An 18,150-nucleotide genomic window follows, 5' to 3' on the forward strand; every position below is an offset into this window, starting at 1 on the left:
TCCAGGAGCCGGTGGGCCGGTGGTCGCTGTCACCGGAGCCGCCTCGGACATTGGGCGTATGCTCGTGGAACGACTGCTCTCGGCCGCAGGTTCCGGTGCCGTCGGGAAGGTCGTCGCCATCGACGACCACAGCGAGGATATCGAAGGTGTGACCTGGGAGGTCGCTGATATCTGCGATCCGCGTCTGGCGCCTCGGATCTCCGGAGTGGACGTGCTCGCGCACGTCGACGACGACAGGTCCCTGGAGACACCGCCCGCGGAGCGCCGGACGCACAACATCCGCGCCGCGCAGACCGTTCTCACGGCGGCGGCGGCCGAACGCGTCCCCCGTGTCATCCTGCTCACCAGCACCATGGTCTACGGCGCCGCCCCGGACAACCCCGTGCCGATGCCCGAGGACGCCCCGGTCTCGCCGGAGAGCGGTACGGGCCTGATCGGGGACTTCGCCGAGATCGAGGACCTGGCCCACCTGGCCCGCCGCGCCCACCCCGGGCTGTCGGTAACGGTGGTCCGTCCCGCCCCGCTGGTCGGGCCGGGACTCGACACGCTGCTCACGCGGCACTTCGCGGCCCCACGGCTGCTGGCTGTGAAAGGCCGGGAGCAGACATGGCAGTTCTGCCACGTCGACGACCTGGTCAGCGCGCTGGAGTTCCTCATCGTCAACGAAGTCGACGGCAAGGACGGCGCGCTGGCGGTGGGCTGCGACGGCTCGCTCAGCCAGGCGGAGGCCGAAGAGATCGCGCAGTTGCGCAGCTTCGAGGTCCCCGCGAACGTGGCCTTCAACGCCACCCAGCGGCTGCACCGGGTCGGTATCACACCCGCTTCGGCGAGTGAGCTGAAGTTCCTGGTCTACCCGTGTGTCGTCGACTGCGCCACGCTGCGGGAGGCCGGGTGGCGGCCCGAGTACGGCAACGCCGAGTCGCTGCGCGCGCTACTGGAGGCACGGGCGGGCAAGCACGCCCTGGTCGGCCGGAATCTGGGCCGCAAGGAGGCCACGATCACTGTGGCCAGCGCGGCGGGCGCGGCCGTCGCCGCGGTGGGCACCACCGCGGCGATCCGCTACCTGCGGAAGCGGCGCAAGAGCTGACCGCGGACGGGGAGCCCGCCCGGTTACGGCGGACGGCGCCGGGTAGTGCCGGGTAGTTCCGCCGACTGGGAGATGTCGTTGGTAACGTCGGCATTGTGGAATCGATCACCCTGGTAGGACTGCGCGACACCCCGCTCTCCATCGACGAGGTCGTCTCCTCTGTGGCCGACGCCAAGGCCGGCGGGGCGGCGTTCTTCGCCGGTACGGTCCGCGACCACGACCACGGACGCGGTGTGCAGGCCCTGTCGTACTCCGCCCACCCCTCGGCCGAGGCCGAGATGCGGCGCGTCATGGAGAAGGTGGTGGCCGACACCTCCGAGGACGGCCGCCCGGTGTGGCGGGTAGCGGCGCTGCACCGCGTCGGCGACTTGCGCATCGGCGACACCGCGGTCGTCGTCGCGGCCGCGGCGGCCCACCGCGAGGAGGCGTTCGACGCCTGCCGCCGGCTCATCGACGACATCAAGGCCGAGGTCCCGATCTGGAAGCACCAGGTCTTCACGGACGGGAGGGCGGAATGGGTCGGCGCCTGCTAGAGCCGGATCCGGCCCGGGAACCGGTGCCGGGCGGGAGGCGCGACTCGGTTTAGGCTGTGCATCATGTTCCGTCGTGCCATGACCCTGATCGTCGCATCCGCCCTGCTTGTCGCCCTTGCGGCCGGAGGGATGTTCCTTCCCGTCCCTTACCTCGTCGCTTCGCCGGGCATCGCCCTGAACACCATCGGCGAGGTCGAGGGGGAGCAGGTCATCCGGGTCGAGGGCGAGGAGAGCTACCAGCACGACGGCGAGCTCACCATGGTCACCGTGCAGTACGCCGGCGGTCCCGGTACCCGGATGGACATGTTCACGGTCCTGAGCGCGTGGTTGTCGCCCAACCAGGCCGTACTCCCCGAAGAGGCCCTCTTTCCGCCCGACCGGAGCCTGGAGGAGATCAGCGAGAGCCAGAACCTGCAGATGGACGATTCCCAGACCGCCGCCACCGCCGCGGCCCTCAACGAAATGGGGGTCGACTACCAGATCCAGTCCGTCGTCGTCGGCGTCGGCGAGGGCATGCCCGCCGAGGGGGAGCTGGAGGACGGCGACCTGATCACCGAGGTCGACGGCGAGCCGGTGGACGGCAAGGAGGAGACCGTTGAACAGGTCTCGGGCCGCGAGCCGGGCGACCCTGTCGGGCTGACCGTGCTCCGCGACGGCGAGACCGAAGAGCTCTCGCTGACCACCGCCGAGGACGAGGAGGGCAACGCGGTCGTCGGGATCATGATCGACAACGAGATGAAGTTCCCGTTCGACGTCGAGATCGCCGTCGGCGAGATCGGGGGACCGAGCGCCGGGATGATGTTCGCTCTGGGCATCACGGACCGCCTCAGTGCGGAGGGGCTCACCGGCGGGCACACCATCGCGGGAACCGGCACCATCGACCCGAACGGCAACGTGGGCGGTGTGAGCGGCGTGGAGCAGAAGATGGTCAGCGCCGTTCAGAAAGGGGCGGAGTACTTCTTCGTGGCGGAGGAGAACTGCCCGCACACCTTCCAATCGGCGGCGAGCGGCCAGGTCGACGTGGTCAAGGTCGACGAGCTCGGCGACGCCCTCGACGCCCTGGAGAAGATCCGGGCCGGCGCGGGGCCGGGAGACCTGCCCATCTGCGAGCCGAACTGAGGCCGCTCACCGGGACGCAGCGGTGAGGAGGTTCCCACCGCCGCGCCGTCCATTGGGCGGTCCGCGGTGCGCTAACCGTTCTCCGCCTCGTCGTCCTCCAGGGTGAGGGCCAGCGCGGAGGTGAGCGCCGGCACCAGGTCCTCCCCGTTGAGCACCTGGTCTTCGCTGTCGTACTGGCGCATCCGCAGGGCCGAGTGTCGCCCGCCGTCGCGCAGCACGCCCGCGATCATCCGCACTTCCTGGGTGCCGGGCTGCTCCTGGGCCCACTTCCCGGAATCGGACCCTTCCGGCGGGGCCAGGGTCTCGTCCGACCCCTGGACCACCAGGCGCTCCATGACCAGCGCGCAGCCGGTCACCGCCTCGGGCCAGGCCATCCGCCCCAGTGCCTCCTCCACGGCCATCCCGGAGGGGAGCGGTTCCTGCTCGATCGGGGTGAGGTCCTCGGCGGCGACATCCTCGCCCAGCCCCAGCATCTCGGCGAGCGCGGGCTCGCGCTCCACCAGGTCAGTGGTCGGTACCAGGGCGTAGACGCGGATCGGCTGGTCCCAGCCCTGCTCCGCTGCGTGGCGCTCCAGGTCCATCACGGCTTCACGAATGTTGAAAGACACCCCTCCATGGTGGCCGATGACCGGAGCGGACACTCACACACCGCGAAGTAGGGTCGGAAAGTACGCTGTCAGGACATCAGCGGCTCGATGCGGGGCCGAGTCCGGGGCGATGTCATGTTGTCATCGGCGCGACGCATGGTTCGGGAACCTGGAGCGCCCCCCGTAAGTTGCCGATAAGAAGAACGCACCGCAACGAGGGACGAAGATGTCCTGCCCGATCAGTGATAACCGTAACGAGGGGGAGGCGTGAGCTTCCGATCGCCCGGCGCACCGACTGCGCGTATGCCTCGTCGATCCCGGCTGCTCGCGCCTGTCGCGGCAGGCGTGGTCGTCATCATCGCGGGACTGATGATCGCCGCGAACTTCTGGACCGATTACAAGTGGTTCGACTCCGTCGGCTACACCTCGGTCTTCCTGACAGAGTTGCGGACGCGGGCCATGCTGTTCGCGGCCGGAGCCCTGGTGATGGCGCTCATCGTCGGAGTCAGCATCTACTTCGCGTACCGTACGCGCCCGCTCTCCCGGCCCATGAGCCTGGAACAGCAGGGGCTCGACCGATACCGGATGTCGATCGACCCGCACCGCAAACTGTTCTTCTGGCTGGTCACCGGTGGGCTCGCGCTGCTCGCCGGCGCGTCGGCGAGCGGTGAATGGGGCTCCTACCTGCAGTTCTCCAACTCCGCGCCGTTCGGCGAGACCGATCCGCAGTTCGGCATAGACATCTCCTTCTTCGCGTTCGTCTACCCCTTCCTGCGGGTGATCCTCGGTTACCTGTTCGCGGCGGTGGTTCTCGCGTTCATCGCCGCGGTGATCGTGCACTACCTCTACGGCGGTGTCCGGCTGCAGACGCAGGGCCAGCGCGCCACCCCCGCGGCCCGGGTTCACCTGTCGGTACTGCTCGGCGCGTTCGTCCTGCTGAAGGCGGCGGCGTACTGGCTCGACCGCTACGGTCTCGTCTTCTCCGACCGCGGCTACGCCTTCGGCGCGTCCTACACCGACGTCACAGCAGTGCTGTACGCGAAGATGATCCTGTTCATCATCGCGATCATCTGCGCCGCACTGTTCTTCGCGAACATCTACTTCAAGAACGCGATGGTGCCGACGGTCAGCCTCGGCCTGCTCGTGCTCTCGGCGGTACTGGTCGGGGGCGTCTACCCGGCGATCGTCCAGCAGTTCACGGTGAGCCCGAACGAGCAGCGGCTGGAAAACCCCTACATCGAGCGCAACATCCAGGCCACGCGGGACGCCTACGGCATCTCCGACGCCGAGGTCGAAACCTACGACGCCCAGACCGAGCTGAACGCGCAGGAGCTGGCGGAGGAGGCCGAGACGATCCCGAGCGTCCGCCTCGTCGACCCCTCTGTCGTCTCGCAGACCTTCCAGCAGATGCAGCAGGTCCGCGGCTTCTACCAGTTCCCCGAGGTCCTGGAGGTCGACCGGTACCAGGACGACGAGGGCCAACTGGTGGACACCATCATCGCCGCCCGCGAGCTGGACGGTCCGCCCGAGGGCCAGGACAACTGGCTGACCCGGCACCTCGTCTACACCCACGGCTTCGGCGTCGTCGCCGCCGCGGGCAACCAGGTCGACAACGAAGGGCGCCCGGCCTTCACCGAGTACAACATCCCGCCCACGGGTGAGCTCTCCGATGTCGTCGGCGAGTACGAGCCGCGCATCTACTTCGGCCGCGAAGGCGCCGAATACGTCATCGTCAACGCCGAGCCCGAGTACGACTACCCGCTCGACGCCGGGACCGAGGACGTTCCCACCACCGAGGACGCCGATCCGGAGCAGGGCGGGCCTGAGCCAGACAACGCGCAGCCGCCCGCCGACAGCGAGGCCGCCACGCAGCGTGCCGACGGCGCAGAGGAGGGCCAAGGCGGCGAGGGCGAGCAGGCTGACGAGGAGAGCGGAGGCCAGGGCGGCCAAGGCGACGATAGCCAGGCCACCAACCACTACGACGGCGAAGGCGGCGTCCTCCTCAGTAACTTCTTCGACCGGATCCTGTACGCGATGAAGTACCAGGAGCCGGACATCCTGCTGAACAACGCGATCACCAGCGAGTCGCAGATCCTCTACGAGCGCGACCCCGCTGACCGTGTCGAGAAGGTCGCCCCGTTCCTCACGACCGACGGCAAGCCGTACCCGGCCGTGGTCGACGGCCGCGTGCAGTGGGTGGTCGACGCCTACACCACGTCCAACGGCTACCCGTACGCGACGCAGATCGACCTGAACGCCGCCACGGAGGACACGTTCACCGAAGGCACCGAGACGGTGCAGGCTCTGCCCGGCAACCAGATCAACTACATCCGCAACTCGGTCAAGGCCACCGTCGACGCCTACGACGGCACGGTGAAGCTGTACGGCTGGGAGGAGGACGACCCGGTCCTGCAGACCTGGGCCGCGGCGTTCCCCGGCATCGTCACCGAGCGGGACGAGATCAGCGAAGAGCTGCAGCAGCACCTGCGCTACCCCGATGACATCTACAAGGTGCAGCGGGAGATCATGAAGCGCTACCACATCACCGATGCCGACGCCTTCTACGGCGGGCAGGACTTCTGGGACGTCCCGGCCGACCCCACGCAGGACGGCGAAACCCCGGAGCCGCCCTACCGGCAGACGCTGCACTACCCCGGTGACGATGCGGCGAGCTTCTCGCTGACGTCGACGTTCGTGCCCCGGGGGCGTGAGAACCTGGCCGCGTTCATGGCGGTCGACAGCGATCCCGACTCCGATGAGTACGGCAAGCTGCGGCTGCTGGAGCTGCCGCGCAGCACCGTGATCCTCGGTCCCGGTCAGGTCCAGAACGCGTTCGACTCCGACGCGGACATGCGTGAAGTGCTGCTGCCGCTGGAGCAGAGCGAAGCCGAGGTGACCAACGGCAACCTGCTGACACTGCCGTTCGCCGGGGGGCTGCTCTACGTCGAGCCGCTCTTCGTGCAGGCGGGCGGCGGCGGCGAAGCTCCTTCCCGCTACTGCAGCAGGTGATGGTCGGTTTCGGCGACGAGGTCGCCATCGGCGGCAACCTCCAGGAGGCCCTGAACAACCTGTTCGACGGCGAGGAAGCGCCGCTGGACGAGGGCGAGGATGAGGAGGCCCCGTCGGAGGAGGAAGCCGCGGAGGACGGCTCTGACACCGACAACGAGCTCTCCTCGGCTCTGAGCGACGCCGCCGAGGCCTACGAGGAGGGTCAGGAAGCCCTGCAGGAGGGCGACTTCACCGCCTACGACGAGGCCAACCAGCGGCTCCAGGAAGCACTGGAGCGCGCGGAGAACGCCAACTAGCAGACCGGTAGCGGCCCGGGGGCGGGAGGTGGCGCACCTCCCGCCCCCGGCGTCTGTCCGGGGGCGCCACCCGCCGCGGGGCGAGGAGAGCCGGTGCCGCCGGCCTCGATTTGCGCAATGGTCAGGTGACCTCTAGTGTTGTGCACACATCGACGCGGGGTGGAGCAGTTCGGTAGCTCGCTGGGCTCATAACCCAGAGGTCGCAGGTTCAAATCCTGTCCCCGCTACGAGCTGAGGGCCCGTCTGGTCGGAAGCAGAGCTTCCTCCCGGAGCGGGCCCTTCGCGTGTTTTCCGGGGGTAAGTCGGCCTCACCGCCCGCGACGGAGATCGGCGGCAGGCCGGAGGCCAATTCGGGAAAAACCGCCCCACCGGAAAGCCCCGGGATGAAGCAGAGGCTCGCCGCGACATGTTCCACTCTGGTAGCCCCAGGGGCGGAAGAGCGGAAGAATCGTTCCGACGACTTTGTCGGTAACCGATGAAATCACCGGTGAGTATCCCCAGCATGACGGACTGCGGCCACGGTGGGCCGGCCTCGGTGATTCCGAACTCCGCTACCCGCTTGGCGACTTCCGCCGGGGAATACGCGTCCATGCTCGTCATGAGATCCCCTTAGTACGAGGGCGAGGCGGGCGGCGAGCGCGCTCCCCGAAGGAGGGCGGGGAGGGAAACGATTTTGCCCTGTATCCCAGGTGCGCTAGAGTGCATACATCGACGCGGGGTGGAGCAGTTCGGTAGCTCGCTGGGCTCATAACCCAGAGGTCGCAGGTTCAAATCCTGTCCCCGCTACCAAGGAAAAGGTCCGGACTTCCGCAGTCCGGACCTTTTTGCGTCTGCGGATGGCCGAACCGCCTGACTCCTTCCGGCGGACGGGCCATTCTGGAGCGGCCGGCCGCCCGTTTCCTCCCGGTCGGTCAGATGCGAGATCCTCTGGATCTCACGACTTATTCCGCAAGGCGCTGCGGGGCGACGGATGGGGGAAGCGGTTCCGGGCGCAGGGCCATGCCCACACCGTCTCCCAACGCGCCATTCCCCTTGACCACCAAAGCGCTGGGCGCCGGCACGGTCGACCACGTCGGACTTCACGAGACGCTACGGAGCCGATCGGCTATCCAACGGTCTCTAACCGATGCGGAAACCGTCGCAGGAGATGAACGATCCCTCGCTCTCCCCCTCTTCGCCGGCGGACCAGACGACGGTGTAGACCCCCTCGGTGGTGACGCTCTCCGGGGTTCCCGGAAAATCATCGGGGAAGACGAGGTTCGACCACTCGTCGCCGCTGATCGAGGCCTCGGCCTCGAACAGGTTCTCGCTCGGGGTCGTGATCCGGGCGATGACATCGACCTCAGCGGCCGCCTCGGTGTCCCGCAGACCGATTTCCGTCTTCGAGGCGGGCGAGACCTTCTCGCGCGGCGCCGAGGTCTCCCACTCGCCGCCGACGCTGCTGTTCGCGTGCGGTTCGCAGATGAGCGTCTCCGGGTCGAACTGCAGCTCGGAGATCTCGGGATCGTGCGCGGCCTCGCCGGAGGTGTCGTCGGGCGCGATCATCGTCTCCAGCTCCTCACGCGAGGGCCCGGACTCGCCTCCGCACCCCGAGAGCGCCAGTACACCGGCCATAGCGGCGGGCAGCAGGACAAGGCGGGCAGGACGCGCCGAAGTGCAGGTGTCGAACACGAGCGGAACCCTACTACGGCCGATGCCGTTTCGCGCGACTCCTGAGAGACCTCAGGTCGCCCGGAGCGGTGTCGGCCCGCCGTTGAGCCAGGTGAGCACCTGATCGTGCAGCAGGCCGTTGGTGCACACGAGGGCGCCGCCGTCGGTGAACCGCTGCCCGCGCAGGTCGGTCGCCCGCCCGCCGGCCTCTCCTAGGAGGACGGGGATCGGGGCGGCGTCCCAGATGGACAGCTCCGGTTCGGCTGCGATGTCCACCGCCCCCTCGGCGACCATCACGTGCGACCAGAAATCGCCGTAGGCGCGGGTGCGCCACACCGACCGCGTCAGGCCGAGAAAGGAGTCCAGCCGCTGCTGCTGCTCCCATTCGGCCAGGTCGGAGAAGGACAACGAGGCGTCCGAGAGATCCGACACCTCCGAGACCGTGCACCTCGTGGCCTTGGTCAGGCTGCGCCCGGTCCAGGTGCCGCCGCCCTGCGACGCCCACCACCGGCGGGTCAGCGCCGGCGCGGAGATCACCCCCACAACGGGTTGGGCCCCTTCCAGGAGGGCGATCAGGGTGGCCCATACAGGCACCCCGCGGACGTAGTTCTTGGTGCCGTCGATCGGATCGAGCATCCATACACGGTGGCTCCTGCCGGTCTGGCCGTACTCCTCGCCGATCACGGCATCGCGGGGGCGTGCCCGGGTGAGTACGCCCCGCAGGGTCTCCTCCACGGCCCGGTCGGCATCGGTGACGGGAGTGAGGTCCGGTTTGGTGTCGACCTTCAGGTCGAGGGACCGGAAGTGCTTGAGAGAGATGTCGTCCGCCGCATCGGCGAGGACGTGAGCGAGACGGAGATCATCGTCGAAGGACGCCATAGCGCGCAACGCTACCCTTCCGGAGGCCGATGCCGGAGACCGGCGCCCCTGCGTGACCAGAGTGTTAACGGTTTTGGTCGCCAGTATGCATCTTGAGCTTCGTCCCAGCGTAAGCACCCCGGCGCGGGGGCGGGAGCCCGGGTTCCCGGGGCCGGGGACGGGGACAGGAGAGGCGGGCCTCCTCGGACGCGGACAACTCCCCGCGATGGCGGACGGGAAAGGCGTGCACGCCATCGGGCGGGATCATCTCCCGGCGGGTCCGCCGCACATCCGGCCCCACAGTCACAGCGTCCCACCCTCCTTGCACGCACGAGATCGCGCCCCCAAGCGCGCCGGCTCGGGGCCGCGAACCACGATCCACAGCAGCCTTCCGGTCTCAGGTCGCCTGACTCGGGCTGCCGGGACCTTAGTCCCCTGGTTCCCGAGCTACAGCGGGTGTGTCCTGACAGGGAGAAAGGCAGTGTTCACTCGATAGCTTCGGCTCGCTCGGTGGAGGGCCACGTTGTCCCTCGGTCAGGCTTGCGGCCATGTGCTCGATCCTCGCCTTCAGTACCAGGCACATCAACACTTGGCGCAGACAAGGGCGAGCAGGCCGGGGCTTCCCATTGGCGCGGCGGGCCGCCCGAAGGGCGACCGTGATGACCGGCACCGACCCACGGAGCAGAAGGTTGAGACCGTGGATATGAAACGCGGGCGCTCGAACGACCCCGGGGAGAAGCCTGTCAGCGAGGCCGCGGCCGTGTCCGTGGCGGTCGTTACAAGTCGCACAGAGGCGGAACTGATCGTCGGCATGTTGCGCGGTTACGACTTGAGAGCGACCGTGTCGGCGGACGACGCCGGAGAACAATATCCGGCGCTGCAGACGCAGGGTGTTCGGGTGCTGGTTGCCCCCGCCGATGAGGCCTCAGCCCGTCGGCACCTGGCGGCTGTCAGTGACATCTCCTCGGAGCAGGTGACGCAAGGCCGTTCAGCGGCGCATGAGCGGGCTCCTCGGTACCGGAAGGACTGAGCCGAGGCAGTCCGTCCTTTCCGTCCCACGTCGACCAAAGCCCGTCGGGTCTTGAGAGGGGATCCTCATGAGCTCATTTTCCACCCGCCTGCCCGCCCCGGAAGGCATCGGCTCCGTCTCCGGCGCGCCGAACCTCCCCGCGGGATTCACCGACACGTTCACGAGCCGGTACATCGACACCGGTGAGCTGCGCCTGCACGCGGTCATCGGAGGCGAGGGCCCGCCGCTGCTGCTGGTGCACGGCTGGCCCGAGACCTGGTACGCCTGGCGCCTGCTCATGCCGGCGCTGGCCCGGGACTTCGAGGTCATCGCGGTCGACCAGCGCGGTATCGGGCTGTCCGACAAACCCGAGGGCGGGTACGACACCGGTGCCCTCGCCAATGACCTGGTCGCGCTGATGGACGCACTCGGCCACCAGCGGTTCGCCGTGGTCGGCCACGACACCGGATTCGCGATCGGCTATGCGCTGGCCGCGGATCACCCGGACCGGGTCGACCGCGTGGCCCTCGCCGAGATCCCCGGCCCCCCGGGGGCGGCTCCCGCACCGTCCCTGTTCGTCCCCGCGCCGCTCAACGAACGGCTCTGGCACATCCCCTTCAACCGGGTCGAGAAGGTGAACGAACAACTCGTCCAGGGACGGGAGGACGTCTTCTTCGGCTACGAGTTCGCCATCCAGGGCGGAAGCTTCCCGACGACGTGGTCAACTACTACGTCCGCATGTTCTCCGACCCCGACGCCCTGCGCGGCAGCTTCGGGTGGTACCGGGCGCTCGATACGACCATGGCACAGAACGAGCAGCGCAAGAACCGGCCGCTCACGATGCCCGTCCTGGCGATCGGCGGAGAGGCGAGCTACGGCGAACACGTCGGGGAGGCGATGAAGCTCCTCGCGGACGACGTGCAGAGCCTGGTCATCCCCGGCACCGGCCACTGGGTCGCCGAGAACGCTCCCGACGAGATGCTGGCGGCGCTGACCGCGTTCCTAGCCCCCGTACCGCAACGCGGAGGGTGAGTCCACGGAAAGGAGACCCCGATGACCCAAGTCGGGACTTCCATACACGAGACGGGGTCATCGACAACATCACGCTCACCTGGTTGACGAACACCGGGATTTCTTCGGCTCGTCTCTATTGGGAGAACAGGTTCGGCTTCTTCGACGTCAAGAACGTTTCCATCCCGGCTGCCGTGAGCGTCTTTCCAAGAGAGCTCTACCAAGCCCCGCGGAGCTGGGCCGAGAATGCCTACGACAACCTGATCTACTTCAACGAGGTCGACAAAGGCGGTCACTTCGCCGCCTGGGAGCGGCCGGAACTCTTCGTCGACGAGGTGCGGGCCGCATTCAGGCCACTGCGGTAGTCGAGTCGCCGCCGACCGGGGCGGCGAGTGCGCCGCCCCGGTCACCAATCGCGAACAGGGAGACGACTCCCATGACCACGCACGAAAACGTCCGCTTCTCCTACGAGGGCACCATGCCGTCCTTCGCCGGCGCGACCGAGTGGCTCAACACGGCCCCGCTCACCCCTGCGGACCTGCGCGGACACATCGTCCTGATTGATTTCTGGACGTTCACCTGCATCAACTGGATCCGCACCGCTCCCTACCTCCGCGCGTGGGACGAGAAGTACCGCGAGCACGGCCTCACCGTGATCGGTGTCCACACACCTGAGTTTCCATTCGAGACAGACGTCGGCAGCATCCGTGCGGCCATTGAGGAGAGGCGGCTCTCGTATCCCGTCGCCGTCGACAGCGACTACGCGATCTGGAGCGCCTTCGGGAACAGATACTGGCCCGCTCTGTACGTCGCCGATGCCAAAGGCGCGATTCGCTTCCACCACTTCGGCGAAGGGCGCTACGAGGAGTCGGAGTGGGTCATCCGGCGGTTGCTGGACGTACCCGGTCGTCTCGCACAGGACTTCGTCGACGCCGAGGGAGACGGAGTCGAAGCTCCGGCCGATTGGGCCGCTCTGGGATCCCCCGAGACCTACCTTGCTACGAACGTGCCGAGCGCTTCGCCTCCCCGGGTGGCGCGGCATGGCGGCAGAGTCAGACCTACAGCACGCCGTCCCGGTTGAGGCTCAACCAGTGGGCGCTCTCCGGCGACTGGACGATCGGCAGGAAGGCCGCCCGATCGAACGAGGCCGGCGGGCGCCTCACCCACCGCCTTCGCGCACGCGACGTCCACCTCGTGATGGGGCCGGCAGAACGAGGCGAGACCGTTCGGTTTCGCGTTCGGATCGACGGAGATCCGCCGGGAGCCGCGCGTGGGCTCGACGTCGACGACCGCGGCGAGGGGACGGTTGTGGACCGACGCCTCTACCAGCTCGTCCGCCGGCCCGGAGCGGTCGACGAGCGCACCTTCGAGATCACGTTCCTCGCCCCCGGAGTCGAAGCGTATGTGTTCACCTTCGGCTAGATCCGACCGGGAGCCGCCCGCCCCGGAAGGTCCGGGTCCGGGCTCCGTCTCGCGGGCGCCGGCAAGCCGCGCTAGCGCCCGCCGCCGCTCTCGTCACCGCCTTCGCGGCTGGTGAGCAGCCGCCGCAGTGAGGCCACCCGCGTGGGGTCGAGGCGGCCCTCGGCGACCCAGATATCCAAGGCGCACCCGGGCGCGTCCGCGGCGTGGGTACAGCCCGGCGGGCACTCGGCGACGGCTTCGTCCAGGTCGGGGAATCCGGCGACGACCTCGTCCGGGTTGATGTGGGCCAGGCCGAAGCTGCGCACGCCGGGGGTGTCGATGATCCATCCGCCCTCCGGCAGGGCCAGCGCGACCGCGGAGGCGGAGGTGTGCCGCCCGCGCCCGGTCACCGGGTTGACGTCGCCCACGGCGCGCTCGGCGTCGGGAACGAGGAGGTTGACGAGCGTGGACTTCCCGACACCCGAGGAGCCCACGAGTACGCTGGCGCGGTCCAGCAGCCGTTCCCTCAGCTTCGGGATCGCTGCCCTTGCTGGTCACCACGTACGGCAGGTCGAGGGCGGCGTAGGTCTCCAGCAGGTCGTCGGGAGAGGCGAGGTCGGCCTTCGTCAGGCAGAGCAGCGGCCGCAGACCGGCGTCGTAGGCGGCGACCAGGCAGCGGTCGATGAAGCGCGGCTGGGGGGCCGGATCCGCCAGGGAGCAGACGATCACCAACTGTTCGGCATTGGCGACGATGACCCGCTCCACGGGGTCAGTGTCGTCGGCGGTGCGGCGGAGCACCGATCCGCGCTCCTCCACGCGAACGATCCGGGCGAGGGAGTCGGGGCGCCCCGAGAGATCGCCGACGATGTGCACCCGGTCCCCGACGACGATGCTGCCCCGCCCGAGCTCGCGCGCTTTCATCGCGATGACCGTCCGGTCCTCGATCAGGCAGGTATAGCGTCCGCGGTCCACCGCTGTCACGAACCCCGGCCTGGCGTCCTCGTGCTTGGGGCGCTTGCGGGTGCGCGGCCGCGACCCGCCGCGCGCCCGGACTCGGACGTCGTCCTCGTCCAGGTAGCGCCGCCCGCCCTTCATGCCGTGACCTCGGCCCACAGGGCGGGGAAATCGGGGAGGGTCTTGCCCGTGGTGGCGATGTTCTCCACCTCCACGCCGGGCACCGCGAGTCCGATGACGGCGCCGGAGGTCGCCATGCGGTGGTCCTCGTAGCTGTGGAACACACCGCCCTGCAGCCGGCGGGGGCGAATCACCAGGCCGTCGGGGAGCTCCTCGGCGTCGCCGCCCAGGCGGGTGATCTCGCGGACCAGCGCGGAGATGCGGTCGGTCTCGTGCCGCCGCAGGTGGGCGATGCCGGTGAGGCGCGACGGCGTGTCCGCCAGGGCGGCCACAGCGGCGATCGTCGGTGTCAGTTCGCCGACCTCGCGCAGGTCGGCGGTGATCCCGTGGATCTCGCCGGAGCCGCGCAGCGTAAGGCCCTCCGAGTCGGTGGAGACCTCGCCCCCCATCCGGGCGAACAGGTCGCGCAGCGCATCGCCGGGCTGGGTCGTGGCCTCCGGCCAGTCGCGAATGGTGACCCGGCCCCCCGTGACCAGCGCCGCCGCCAAGAACGGGGCGGCGTTGGACAGGTCGGGCTCCACAGCGAGTTCGGTGGTCTTGACCGGTCCCGGAGACACCTGCCACACATCCGGCACGGAGACATCGACCTGCACCCCGGCGCCGCGCAGCATCTCCACGGTCATGTCCAGATGCGGCTGCGAGGGGACCGGGGGACCGCTGTGCCGGATGCGCACCCCTTCCTCGAAGCGTGCGCCGTTGAGCAGCAGCGCGGAGACGAACTGGGACGACCCGGAGGCGTCCAGGGTCACCGGGCCCCCGCGCAGGGAGCCGGTGCCGTGGATGGTGAGGGGCAGCGCGCCGCGTCCGCCGTCGTCGATATCGGCGCCCAACGTGCGCAGCGCGTCCACGAGGGTGCCGATGGGCCGCTCCCGGACCCGCGGGTCGCCGTCGAAGCGCACGGTGCCGCCGGCCAGTGCGGCCAGCGGCGGGACGAACCGCATCACAGTGCCCGCGTTGCCCACATCCAGCGCCGCCGGGCCTACCGGTGCCGCCGGGGTGACGGCCCAGTCCCACCCGCGTTCGGCCACATCGATGCCGAGGGAACGCAACGCGCCCGCCATGAGACCGGTGTCGCGGCTACGCAGCGGGCGCCGCACAATGGCCGGTGTCTCCGACAGCGCGGCCAGGATCAGCGCGCGGTTGGTCATGGACTTGGAACCGGGCAGGCTCACCGTGGCGTCCACGGGCCACCGGACTGTCGGAGCGGACCAGTGCTGTGCGGAATCGGGCATACCCAAAGGCTATCCGGCCTGGCCTCGGATCCCGCCTTTACGGTGCTCGGCCGCGTGCGGGAGGCTGGGGAATCGAACACACCGTCGAAACCGTTCAGCGGAGCGGAACCGGACACCGGGAGAGCCACCATGGCGGACAAGTCGCACCACTACGAGATCCGCACACGCTGGACCGGCGACACCGGCACGGGCACGCTGAGCTACCGGGGGTTCGAACGCGCCCACGACATCGAGGCGGACGGCAAGCCGGCACTGCTGGGCTCCGCTGACTCCGCGTTCCGCGGTGACCCCGCCCGCTGGAACCCGGAGTATTTCCTGGTGGCCGCGCTCAGCGAATGCCACATGCTGTCCTACCTGGCGCTGGCCGTCTCAGCGAAGGTCAACGTGGTGGGCTACGAGGACAGGGCCACCGGAACCATGGTGACGCACGCCGACGCCTCGGGCGAGTTCGTGGAGGTCACCCTGCACCCCGTCGTCACCGTCGCTGAGGCGGTCATGGTCGACGCCGCGGAGGCCCTGCACAAGAAGGCCAACGAGAAGTGCTTCATCGTCCGCTCGGTGGACTTCCCGGTCCACCACGAACCCGTCACCAGAGTCGCCGGCCAGGGCTGATTCCCGCGGGCGCCCCCGACCGGGCCGGCGCCACTTCTGGTCCCGGCTGCTCCGCATGGGGCGCTGCTCTTGCCGATTCCGCTTTCTGCGGATGAGGGCCCGACTGGATCCGCTTGGTCCCGTATACGACCCACGGATGCGGGGCGGGCCGATCGGCCCTCGGTCGCAAGGACCATATCCAGGTAGGTCCCGCAGCCGTGGGGGCGCGGGCCGATCGGCCCTCACCTGGAGGAGCGCTCCAGGTGGGTCGTACGGCCGCGGGGCGGGGGCCGTCTCCCGGTGCCTGTTTTCGGGGGCGGACGCGGGGTCAGGGCGTCCTGTTCCGCTGCTGCCCGGCCGCGGGGGAAGGAGGGGGCGCTTTCGGGCAGCGCGGAACGTGGCTGGGGCGATCCGGGGGACGGGGGTTCCACCTCGCGATCGACGGGGAAGCGCCGCTGAGCCGTTCAGACCGTTCTCAGCCGGCCTCGAGTCCGATCAGCTCAGCGATGGTGCGGCCTCTCTTGCGCGGCGGATCCTTGAGCTGCGCTTCGAGCTGGTCGGCGGTGTCGCCGTGCAGAGTCGGCGCCCGGTCGCTGCCCGGGTCCTTGTTGGAGGCGCACCAGGCTCTGAGCCGGCCGCGCTCGTGGGTGCGCCAGCAGTGCCAGCCGGGATAGTCGAGGTTCAATCGCGCCAGGGTGGCGGCTTCACCATCCGTGGTGTTCATGGTCACACCATGAACCGTTTGCCCACCGGTGGGGAGTATCAGCGGGGGTATCAACTAGGCGGCGCGGATCTCCTCCATCAGCATCCGCAACGTCAGACTGTGCTTCTCCGGGGGCAGCGCGTTGAGGGCGTCCTGGGCGTGGCCGACACCGTAGGGGGAGCCGACCCGGGCGAGCATGAGCCCGCGGTGCATCTCCAGGTGCGTCTTGAACCTGGGCAGGGACGGCGGCAGGCTGCGCCCGGCCTCCTCTTGGGCGTTCATCGCCAGGCGCTCCTCGCCCAACCGGGCGCCCAGGAGGGAGATGAACACGTTGAACCGCCACCACGGCACCGCGTAGTCGGTCTCGGCGTCGTCGGATCCAGCGTGGTCGAACACCCGCCGCCCCTCGTCCACCAGGGCGAGCGCGGTCGCGCGGTCGCCGCGCAGCGCCGCTACGTGGGCCTTGCCCATGATCGCGTTCACCCGCCCCAGTGACGGCCGGTCGTCGAGTTGGAGCGCCTGGGAGGCCAGCGTGTCGGCGACCCCGAGCGCCGCGCCCTCGTAGCCCAGCGCGATGGCGGCCCGTCCCCTGACCCATACTCGCGCGGTCTCGTCGTTGGCCCGGTCGGCGAAGGCCGCGGCGTGCCGGTACCAGGTGACGGCTTTCGCCCCGTCGCTGCCCGGGAACGTCTTGGCGTACAGCGTCGCCAGCTTCGCAGCGATCGACCAGGAGTGCGAGGCGTCCAACTGCTGCTGCAGCACCACCAGATCCGCCGCCAAGCGCTTCTGGATCTCCGCGGCGCCGGAGGTCATGTAGTCCCGCCCGTAGGTCTCCACCGCGGCCTCCCAGTCGTCCTGGGAGGGCCCATCACCACGTAGGGCCGCGGCGAATCCCGCTTCGATGAGGTCGGCGGCGACGGCGGGGGCGATCGCGACCCCGGCGATGTCGGTCAGGAAGGTTCTGCGGTCCACGCGAATGTTGTTCAGCGTTTCCAGGGGGACCTGCAGGACGGTGGCCAGGTGCCGCAGCCAGTGGGCGGAGGGGCAGACGCGGCCGGACTCCCACCGTGAGACGTGCTCGCGGGTGACGGTCTCAGCGCCGGCTGCGCGGCCGAGGGCGGTGGCCAGGTGGCTCTGCGACCAACCCAACGATTTTCTCAGGTCCTTGATTACCGGCCCGATCCTGTGGGCGGGGGTGCCATCAGGGGCGCCACGTGTACGCATAAGGCCCTACCTTTCCGGGCGTCTGCATGCCCAGGATATTCCGGGCCATTTCACGCGTCAGGGCCGTGTCCCAGCCGTGACCTCGGGGTTACGCACCGGTGGCCTTCCCATCCGGTCGCCGAAGGGGGCGGGAACGGCCGTCTGGTCGCGGGGAGCGGTCAGATCACCGCCCCCCGTCTCGGTCGATCTTGAGGATTGGGTTCCTTCGTGCGCGTGGGAAGGAACCCAATCCTCAACGTCGGCGGGGTGTGGTGGGTGGGGGTGCCTCCGGGGCGGATACGGCGCCCCGGAGGCGGTGGGTCCCGCGTGCGAGCACCTGCCGTGTCCCCTTTGGCGGGTCCGCACAGCGGGGCCCTGGGCCGGGGAGTGGTCGCTCCCCGGCCGCTGGGGGCCGCCCGGCCCGGAAGAGGGGGAAGGGGGCCGGGCGGGGTTTTTCATGGGTGCCAGTCCACGGCGCGCTCCACCCGGTGGATGCGCACGGTGGCGGCGGTGGCCCCGCATCTCGTTCGGCGCTGGGTCTGGACCAGCGCGGCGGCGATGAGGGCGGCGTGGTCGCGCGCGACCTCCTCGGGGGCGTTCAGGCACGGGGTGGTGACCTGGCGGGCGTGGTAGCACTGCCCGCTGTCGGCCGGGTGGACCATCCCCACCACGTAGGTGCGGGCCAGCCGGCGCAGCGCGGTCCCCCGGGGCAGTCTGTCCCGGAACC

17 protein-coding genes, 2 tRNA genes and 2 pseudogenes are annotated in these 18,150 nt (G+C 69.3%); 13 read left to right on the top strand and 8 right to left on the bottom strand.

What is annotated here, in order from left to right; genetic code table 11:
• Nucleotides 1-19 precede the first annotated feature (19 nt).
• The 3 genes from VS93_RS13775 to VS93_RS13785 all read left to right on the top strand — a co-directional run bounded on the left by VS93_RS13775 (nucleotide 20) and on the right by VS93_RS13785 (nucleotide 2,739).
• Nucleotides 20-1,087, top strand: a complete 1,068-nt coding sequence (locus VS93_RS13775; RefSeq protein WP_046470337.1) for an NAD-dependent epimerase/dehydratase family protein — start codon at nucleotides 20-22, stop codon at nucleotides 1,085-1,087.
• Between the two features lie 95 nt (nucleotides 1,088-1,182).
• The gene (locus VS93_RS13780; protein WP_046470338.1) at nucleotides 1,183-1,620 is read left to right on the top strand and encodes a molybdenum cofactor biosynthesis protein MoaE; all 438 of its coding nucleotides are present in this window, start codon (nucleotides 1,183-1,185) and stop codon (nucleotides 1,618-1,620) included.
• Nucleotides 1,621-1,683: 63 nt separating this feature from the next.
• The gene (locus tag VS93_RS13785; RefSeq protein ID WP_046470339.1) at nucleotides 1,684-2,739 is read left to right on the top strand and encodes a YlbL family protein; all 1,056 of its coding nucleotides are present in this window, start codon (nucleotides 1,684-1,686) and stop codon (nucleotides 2,737-2,739) included.
• A 71-nt stretch (nucleotides 2,740-2,810) separates the two neighbouring features.
• On the opposite strand, the gene VS93_RS13790 is transcribed toward VS93_RS13785, so the two are convergent.
• Nucleotides 2,811-3,347, bottom strand: a complete 537-nt coding sequence (locus VS93_RS13790; protein WP_236700537.1) for a PPA1309 family protein — start codon at nucleotides 3,345-3,347, stop codon at nucleotides 2,811-2,813.
• A 282-nt stretch (nucleotides 3,348-3,629) separates the two neighbouring features.
• Here VS93_RS13790 and VS93_RS13795 point away from each other — a divergent pair.
• From VS93_RS13795 to VS93_RS13805, 3 genes and pseudogenes are all read left to right on the top strand, one after another.
• Nucleotides 3,630-6,631 (top strand): annotated as a pseudogene (locus tag VS93_RS13795) (UPF0182 family membrane protein).
• A 153-nt stretch (nucleotides 6,632-6,784) separates the two neighbouring features.
• Nucleotides 6,785-6,858, top strand: a tRNA-Met gene (locus VS93_RS13800).
• 485 nt (nucleotides 6,859-7,343) lie between these two features.
• Nucleotides 7,344-7,420, top strand: a tRNA-Met gene (locus VS93_RS13805).
• 330 nt (nucleotides 7,421-7,750) lie between these two features.
• On the opposite strand, the gene VS93_RS13810 is transcribed toward VS93_RS13805, so the two are convergent.
• Both VS93_RS13810 and hisN read right to left on the bottom strand, forming a co-directional pair.
• Nucleotides 7,751-8,302, bottom strand: a complete 552-nt coding sequence (locus VS93_RS13810) for a hypothetical protein (protein WP_052745743.1) — start codon at nucleotides 8,300-8,302, stop codon at nucleotides 7,751-7,753.
• A 51-nt stretch (nucleotides 8,303-8,353) separates the two neighbouring features.
• Entirely contained in the window at nucleotides 8,354-9,160 is an 807-nt protein-coding gene (gene hisN, locus VS93_RS13815) for a histidinol-phosphatase (RefSeq protein ID WP_046470341.1), read from the bottom strand.
• A gap of 676 nt (nucleotides 9,161-9,836) precedes the next feature.
• Here hisN and VS93_RS13820 point away from each other — a divergent pair.
• The 6 genes from VS93_RS13820 (at nucleotide 9,837) to VS93_RS30450 (ending at nucleotide 12,581) form a co-directional block, all read left to right on the top strand.
• Nucleotides 9,837-10,169: a hypothetical protein gene (locus tag VS93_RS13820; RefSeq protein ID WP_156184828.1), complete on the top strand. Its 333-nt coding sequence runs from the start codon at nucleotides 9,837-9,839 to the stop codon at nucleotides 10,167-10,169.
• A 67-nt stretch (nucleotides 10,170-10,236) separates the two neighbouring features.
• A complete protein-coding gene (locus tag VS93_RS13825) occupies nucleotides 10,237-11,049 on the top strand; it encodes an alpha/beta fold hydrolase (RefSeq protein WP_201776641.1) in 813 nt (270 codons plus the stop codon).
• On the top strand, nucleotides 11,046-11,180 hold the full coding sequence (locus VS93_RS32525) for a hypothetical protein (RefSeq protein ID WP_269082855.1): 135 nt from the start codon (nucleotides 11,046-11,048) through the stop codon (nucleotides 11,178-11,180). Before VS93_RS13825 ends, VS93_RS32525 begins: the two co-directional genes overlap by 4 nt.
• On the top strand, nucleotides 11,177-11,524 hold the full coding sequence (locus VS93_RS13830; RefSeq protein WP_046470343.1) for a hypothetical protein: 348 nt from the start codon (nucleotides 11,177-11,179) through the stop codon (nucleotides 11,522-11,524). Before VS93_RS32525 ends, VS93_RS13830 begins: the two co-directional genes overlap by 4 nt.
• A 71-nt stretch (nucleotides 11,525-11,595) precedes the next feature.
• On the top strand, nucleotides 11,596-12,240 hold the full coding sequence (locus VS93_RS30445; protein WP_052745744.1) for a redoxin domain-containing protein: 645 nt from the start codon (nucleotides 11,596-11,598) through the stop codon (nucleotides 12,238-12,240).
• Nucleotides 12,123-12,581 carry a hypothetical protein gene (locus tag VS93_RS30450; protein ID WP_201776642.1) on the top strand — a complete coding sequence of 153 codons (459 nt, stop codon included), beginning with the start codon at nucleotides 12,123-12,125 and terminating at the stop codon, nucleotides 12,579-12,581. Before VS93_RS30445 ends, VS93_RS30450 begins: the two co-directional genes overlap by 118 nt.
• A 71-nt stretch (nucleotides 12,582-12,652) precedes the next feature.
• Here the strand turns inward: VS93_RS30450 and rsgA are convergent.
• Nucleotides 12,653-13,655 (bottom strand): annotated as a pseudogene (gene rsgA, locus VS93_RS13840) (ribosome small subunit-dependent GTPase A).
• Entirely contained in the window at nucleotides 13,652-14,926 is a 1,275-nt protein-coding gene (aroA, locus tag VS93_RS13845; protein WP_046470344.1) for a 3-phosphoshikimate 1-carboxyvinyltransferase, read from the bottom strand. The pseudogene rsgA and the gene aroA overlap by 4 nt, the downstream one beginning before the upstream one ends.
• A gap of 129 nt (nucleotides 14,927-15,055) precedes the next feature.
• On the opposite strand from aroA, the gene VS93_RS13850 reads away from it, so the two are divergent.
• Entirely contained in the window at nucleotides 15,056-15,538 is a 483-nt protein-coding gene (locus tag VS93_RS13850; protein ID WP_173434310.1) for an OsmC family protein, read from the top strand.
• 454 nt (nucleotides 15,539-15,992) lie between these two features.
• Here the strand turns inward: VS93_RS13850 and VS93_RS13855 are convergent, their stop codons facing one another.
• From VS93_RS13855 to VS93_RS29765, 3 genes are all read right to left on the bottom strand, one after another.
• Nucleotides 15,993-16,241, bottom strand: coding sequence for a hypothetical protein (locus VS93_RS13855; protein ID WP_046470345.1), 249 nt, complete (start codon nucleotides 16,239-16,241; stop codon nucleotides 15,993-15,995).
• A gap of 54 nt (nucleotides 16,242-16,295) precedes the next feature.
• Complete coding sequence (locus VS93_RS13860) at nucleotides 16,296-17,444, bottom strand: helix-turn-helix domain-containing protein (protein WP_046470346.1); 1,149 nt, start codon at nucleotides 17,442-17,444, stop codon at nucleotides 16,296-16,298.
• A 434-nt stretch (nucleotides 17,445-17,878) separates the two neighbouring features.
• Nucleotides 17,879-18,150: hypothetical protein (locus VS93_RS29765; protein WP_046470347.1), on the bottom strand; the 272-nt coding region annotated here is incomplete at its 5' end.

Source organism: Allosalinactinospora lopnorensis, assembly GCF_000981225.1.
Taxonomy (GTDB): domain Bacteria; phylum Actinomycetota; class Actinomycetes; order Streptosporangiales; family Streptosporangiaceae; genus Allosalinactinospora; species Allosalinactinospora lopnorensis.

Coding starts and splice junctions, on each gene's coding strand:
- VS93_RS13860 (WP_046470346.1), bottom strand. CDS start 17,444: ATGCGTACACGTGGCGCCCCTGATGGCACCCCCGCCCACAGGATCGGG.
- VS93_RS13785 (WP_046470339.1), top strand. CDS start 1,684: ATGTTCCGTCGTGCCATGACCCTGATCGTCGCATCCGCCCTGCTTGTC.
- VS93_RS32525 (WP_269082855.1), top strand. CDS start 11,046: ATGAAGCTCCTCGCGGACGACGTGCAGAGCCTGGTCATCCCCGGCACC.
- VS93_RS30445 (WP_052745744.1), top strand. CDS start 11,596: ATGACCACGCACGAAAACGTCCGCTTCTCCTACGAGGGCACCATGCCG.
- VS93_RS13825 (WP_201776641.1), top strand. CDS start 10,237: ATGAGCTCATTTTCCACCCGCCTGCCCGCCCCGGAAGGCATCGGCTCC.
- aroA (WP_046470344.1), bottom strand. CDS start 14,926: ATGCCCGATTCCGCACAGCACTGGTCCGCTCCGACAGTCCGGTGGCCC.
- VS93_RS13855 (WP_046470345.1), bottom strand. CDS start 16,241: ATGAACACCACGGATGGTGAAGCCGCCACCCTGGCGCGATTGAACCTC.
- VS93_RS13850 (WP_173434310.1), top strand. CDS start 15,056: ATGGCGGACAAGTCGCACCACTACGAGATCCGCACACGCTGGACCGGC.
- hisN (WP_046470341.1), bottom strand. CDS start 9,160: ATGGCGTCCTTCGACGATGATCTCCGTCTCGCTCACGTCCTCGCCGAT.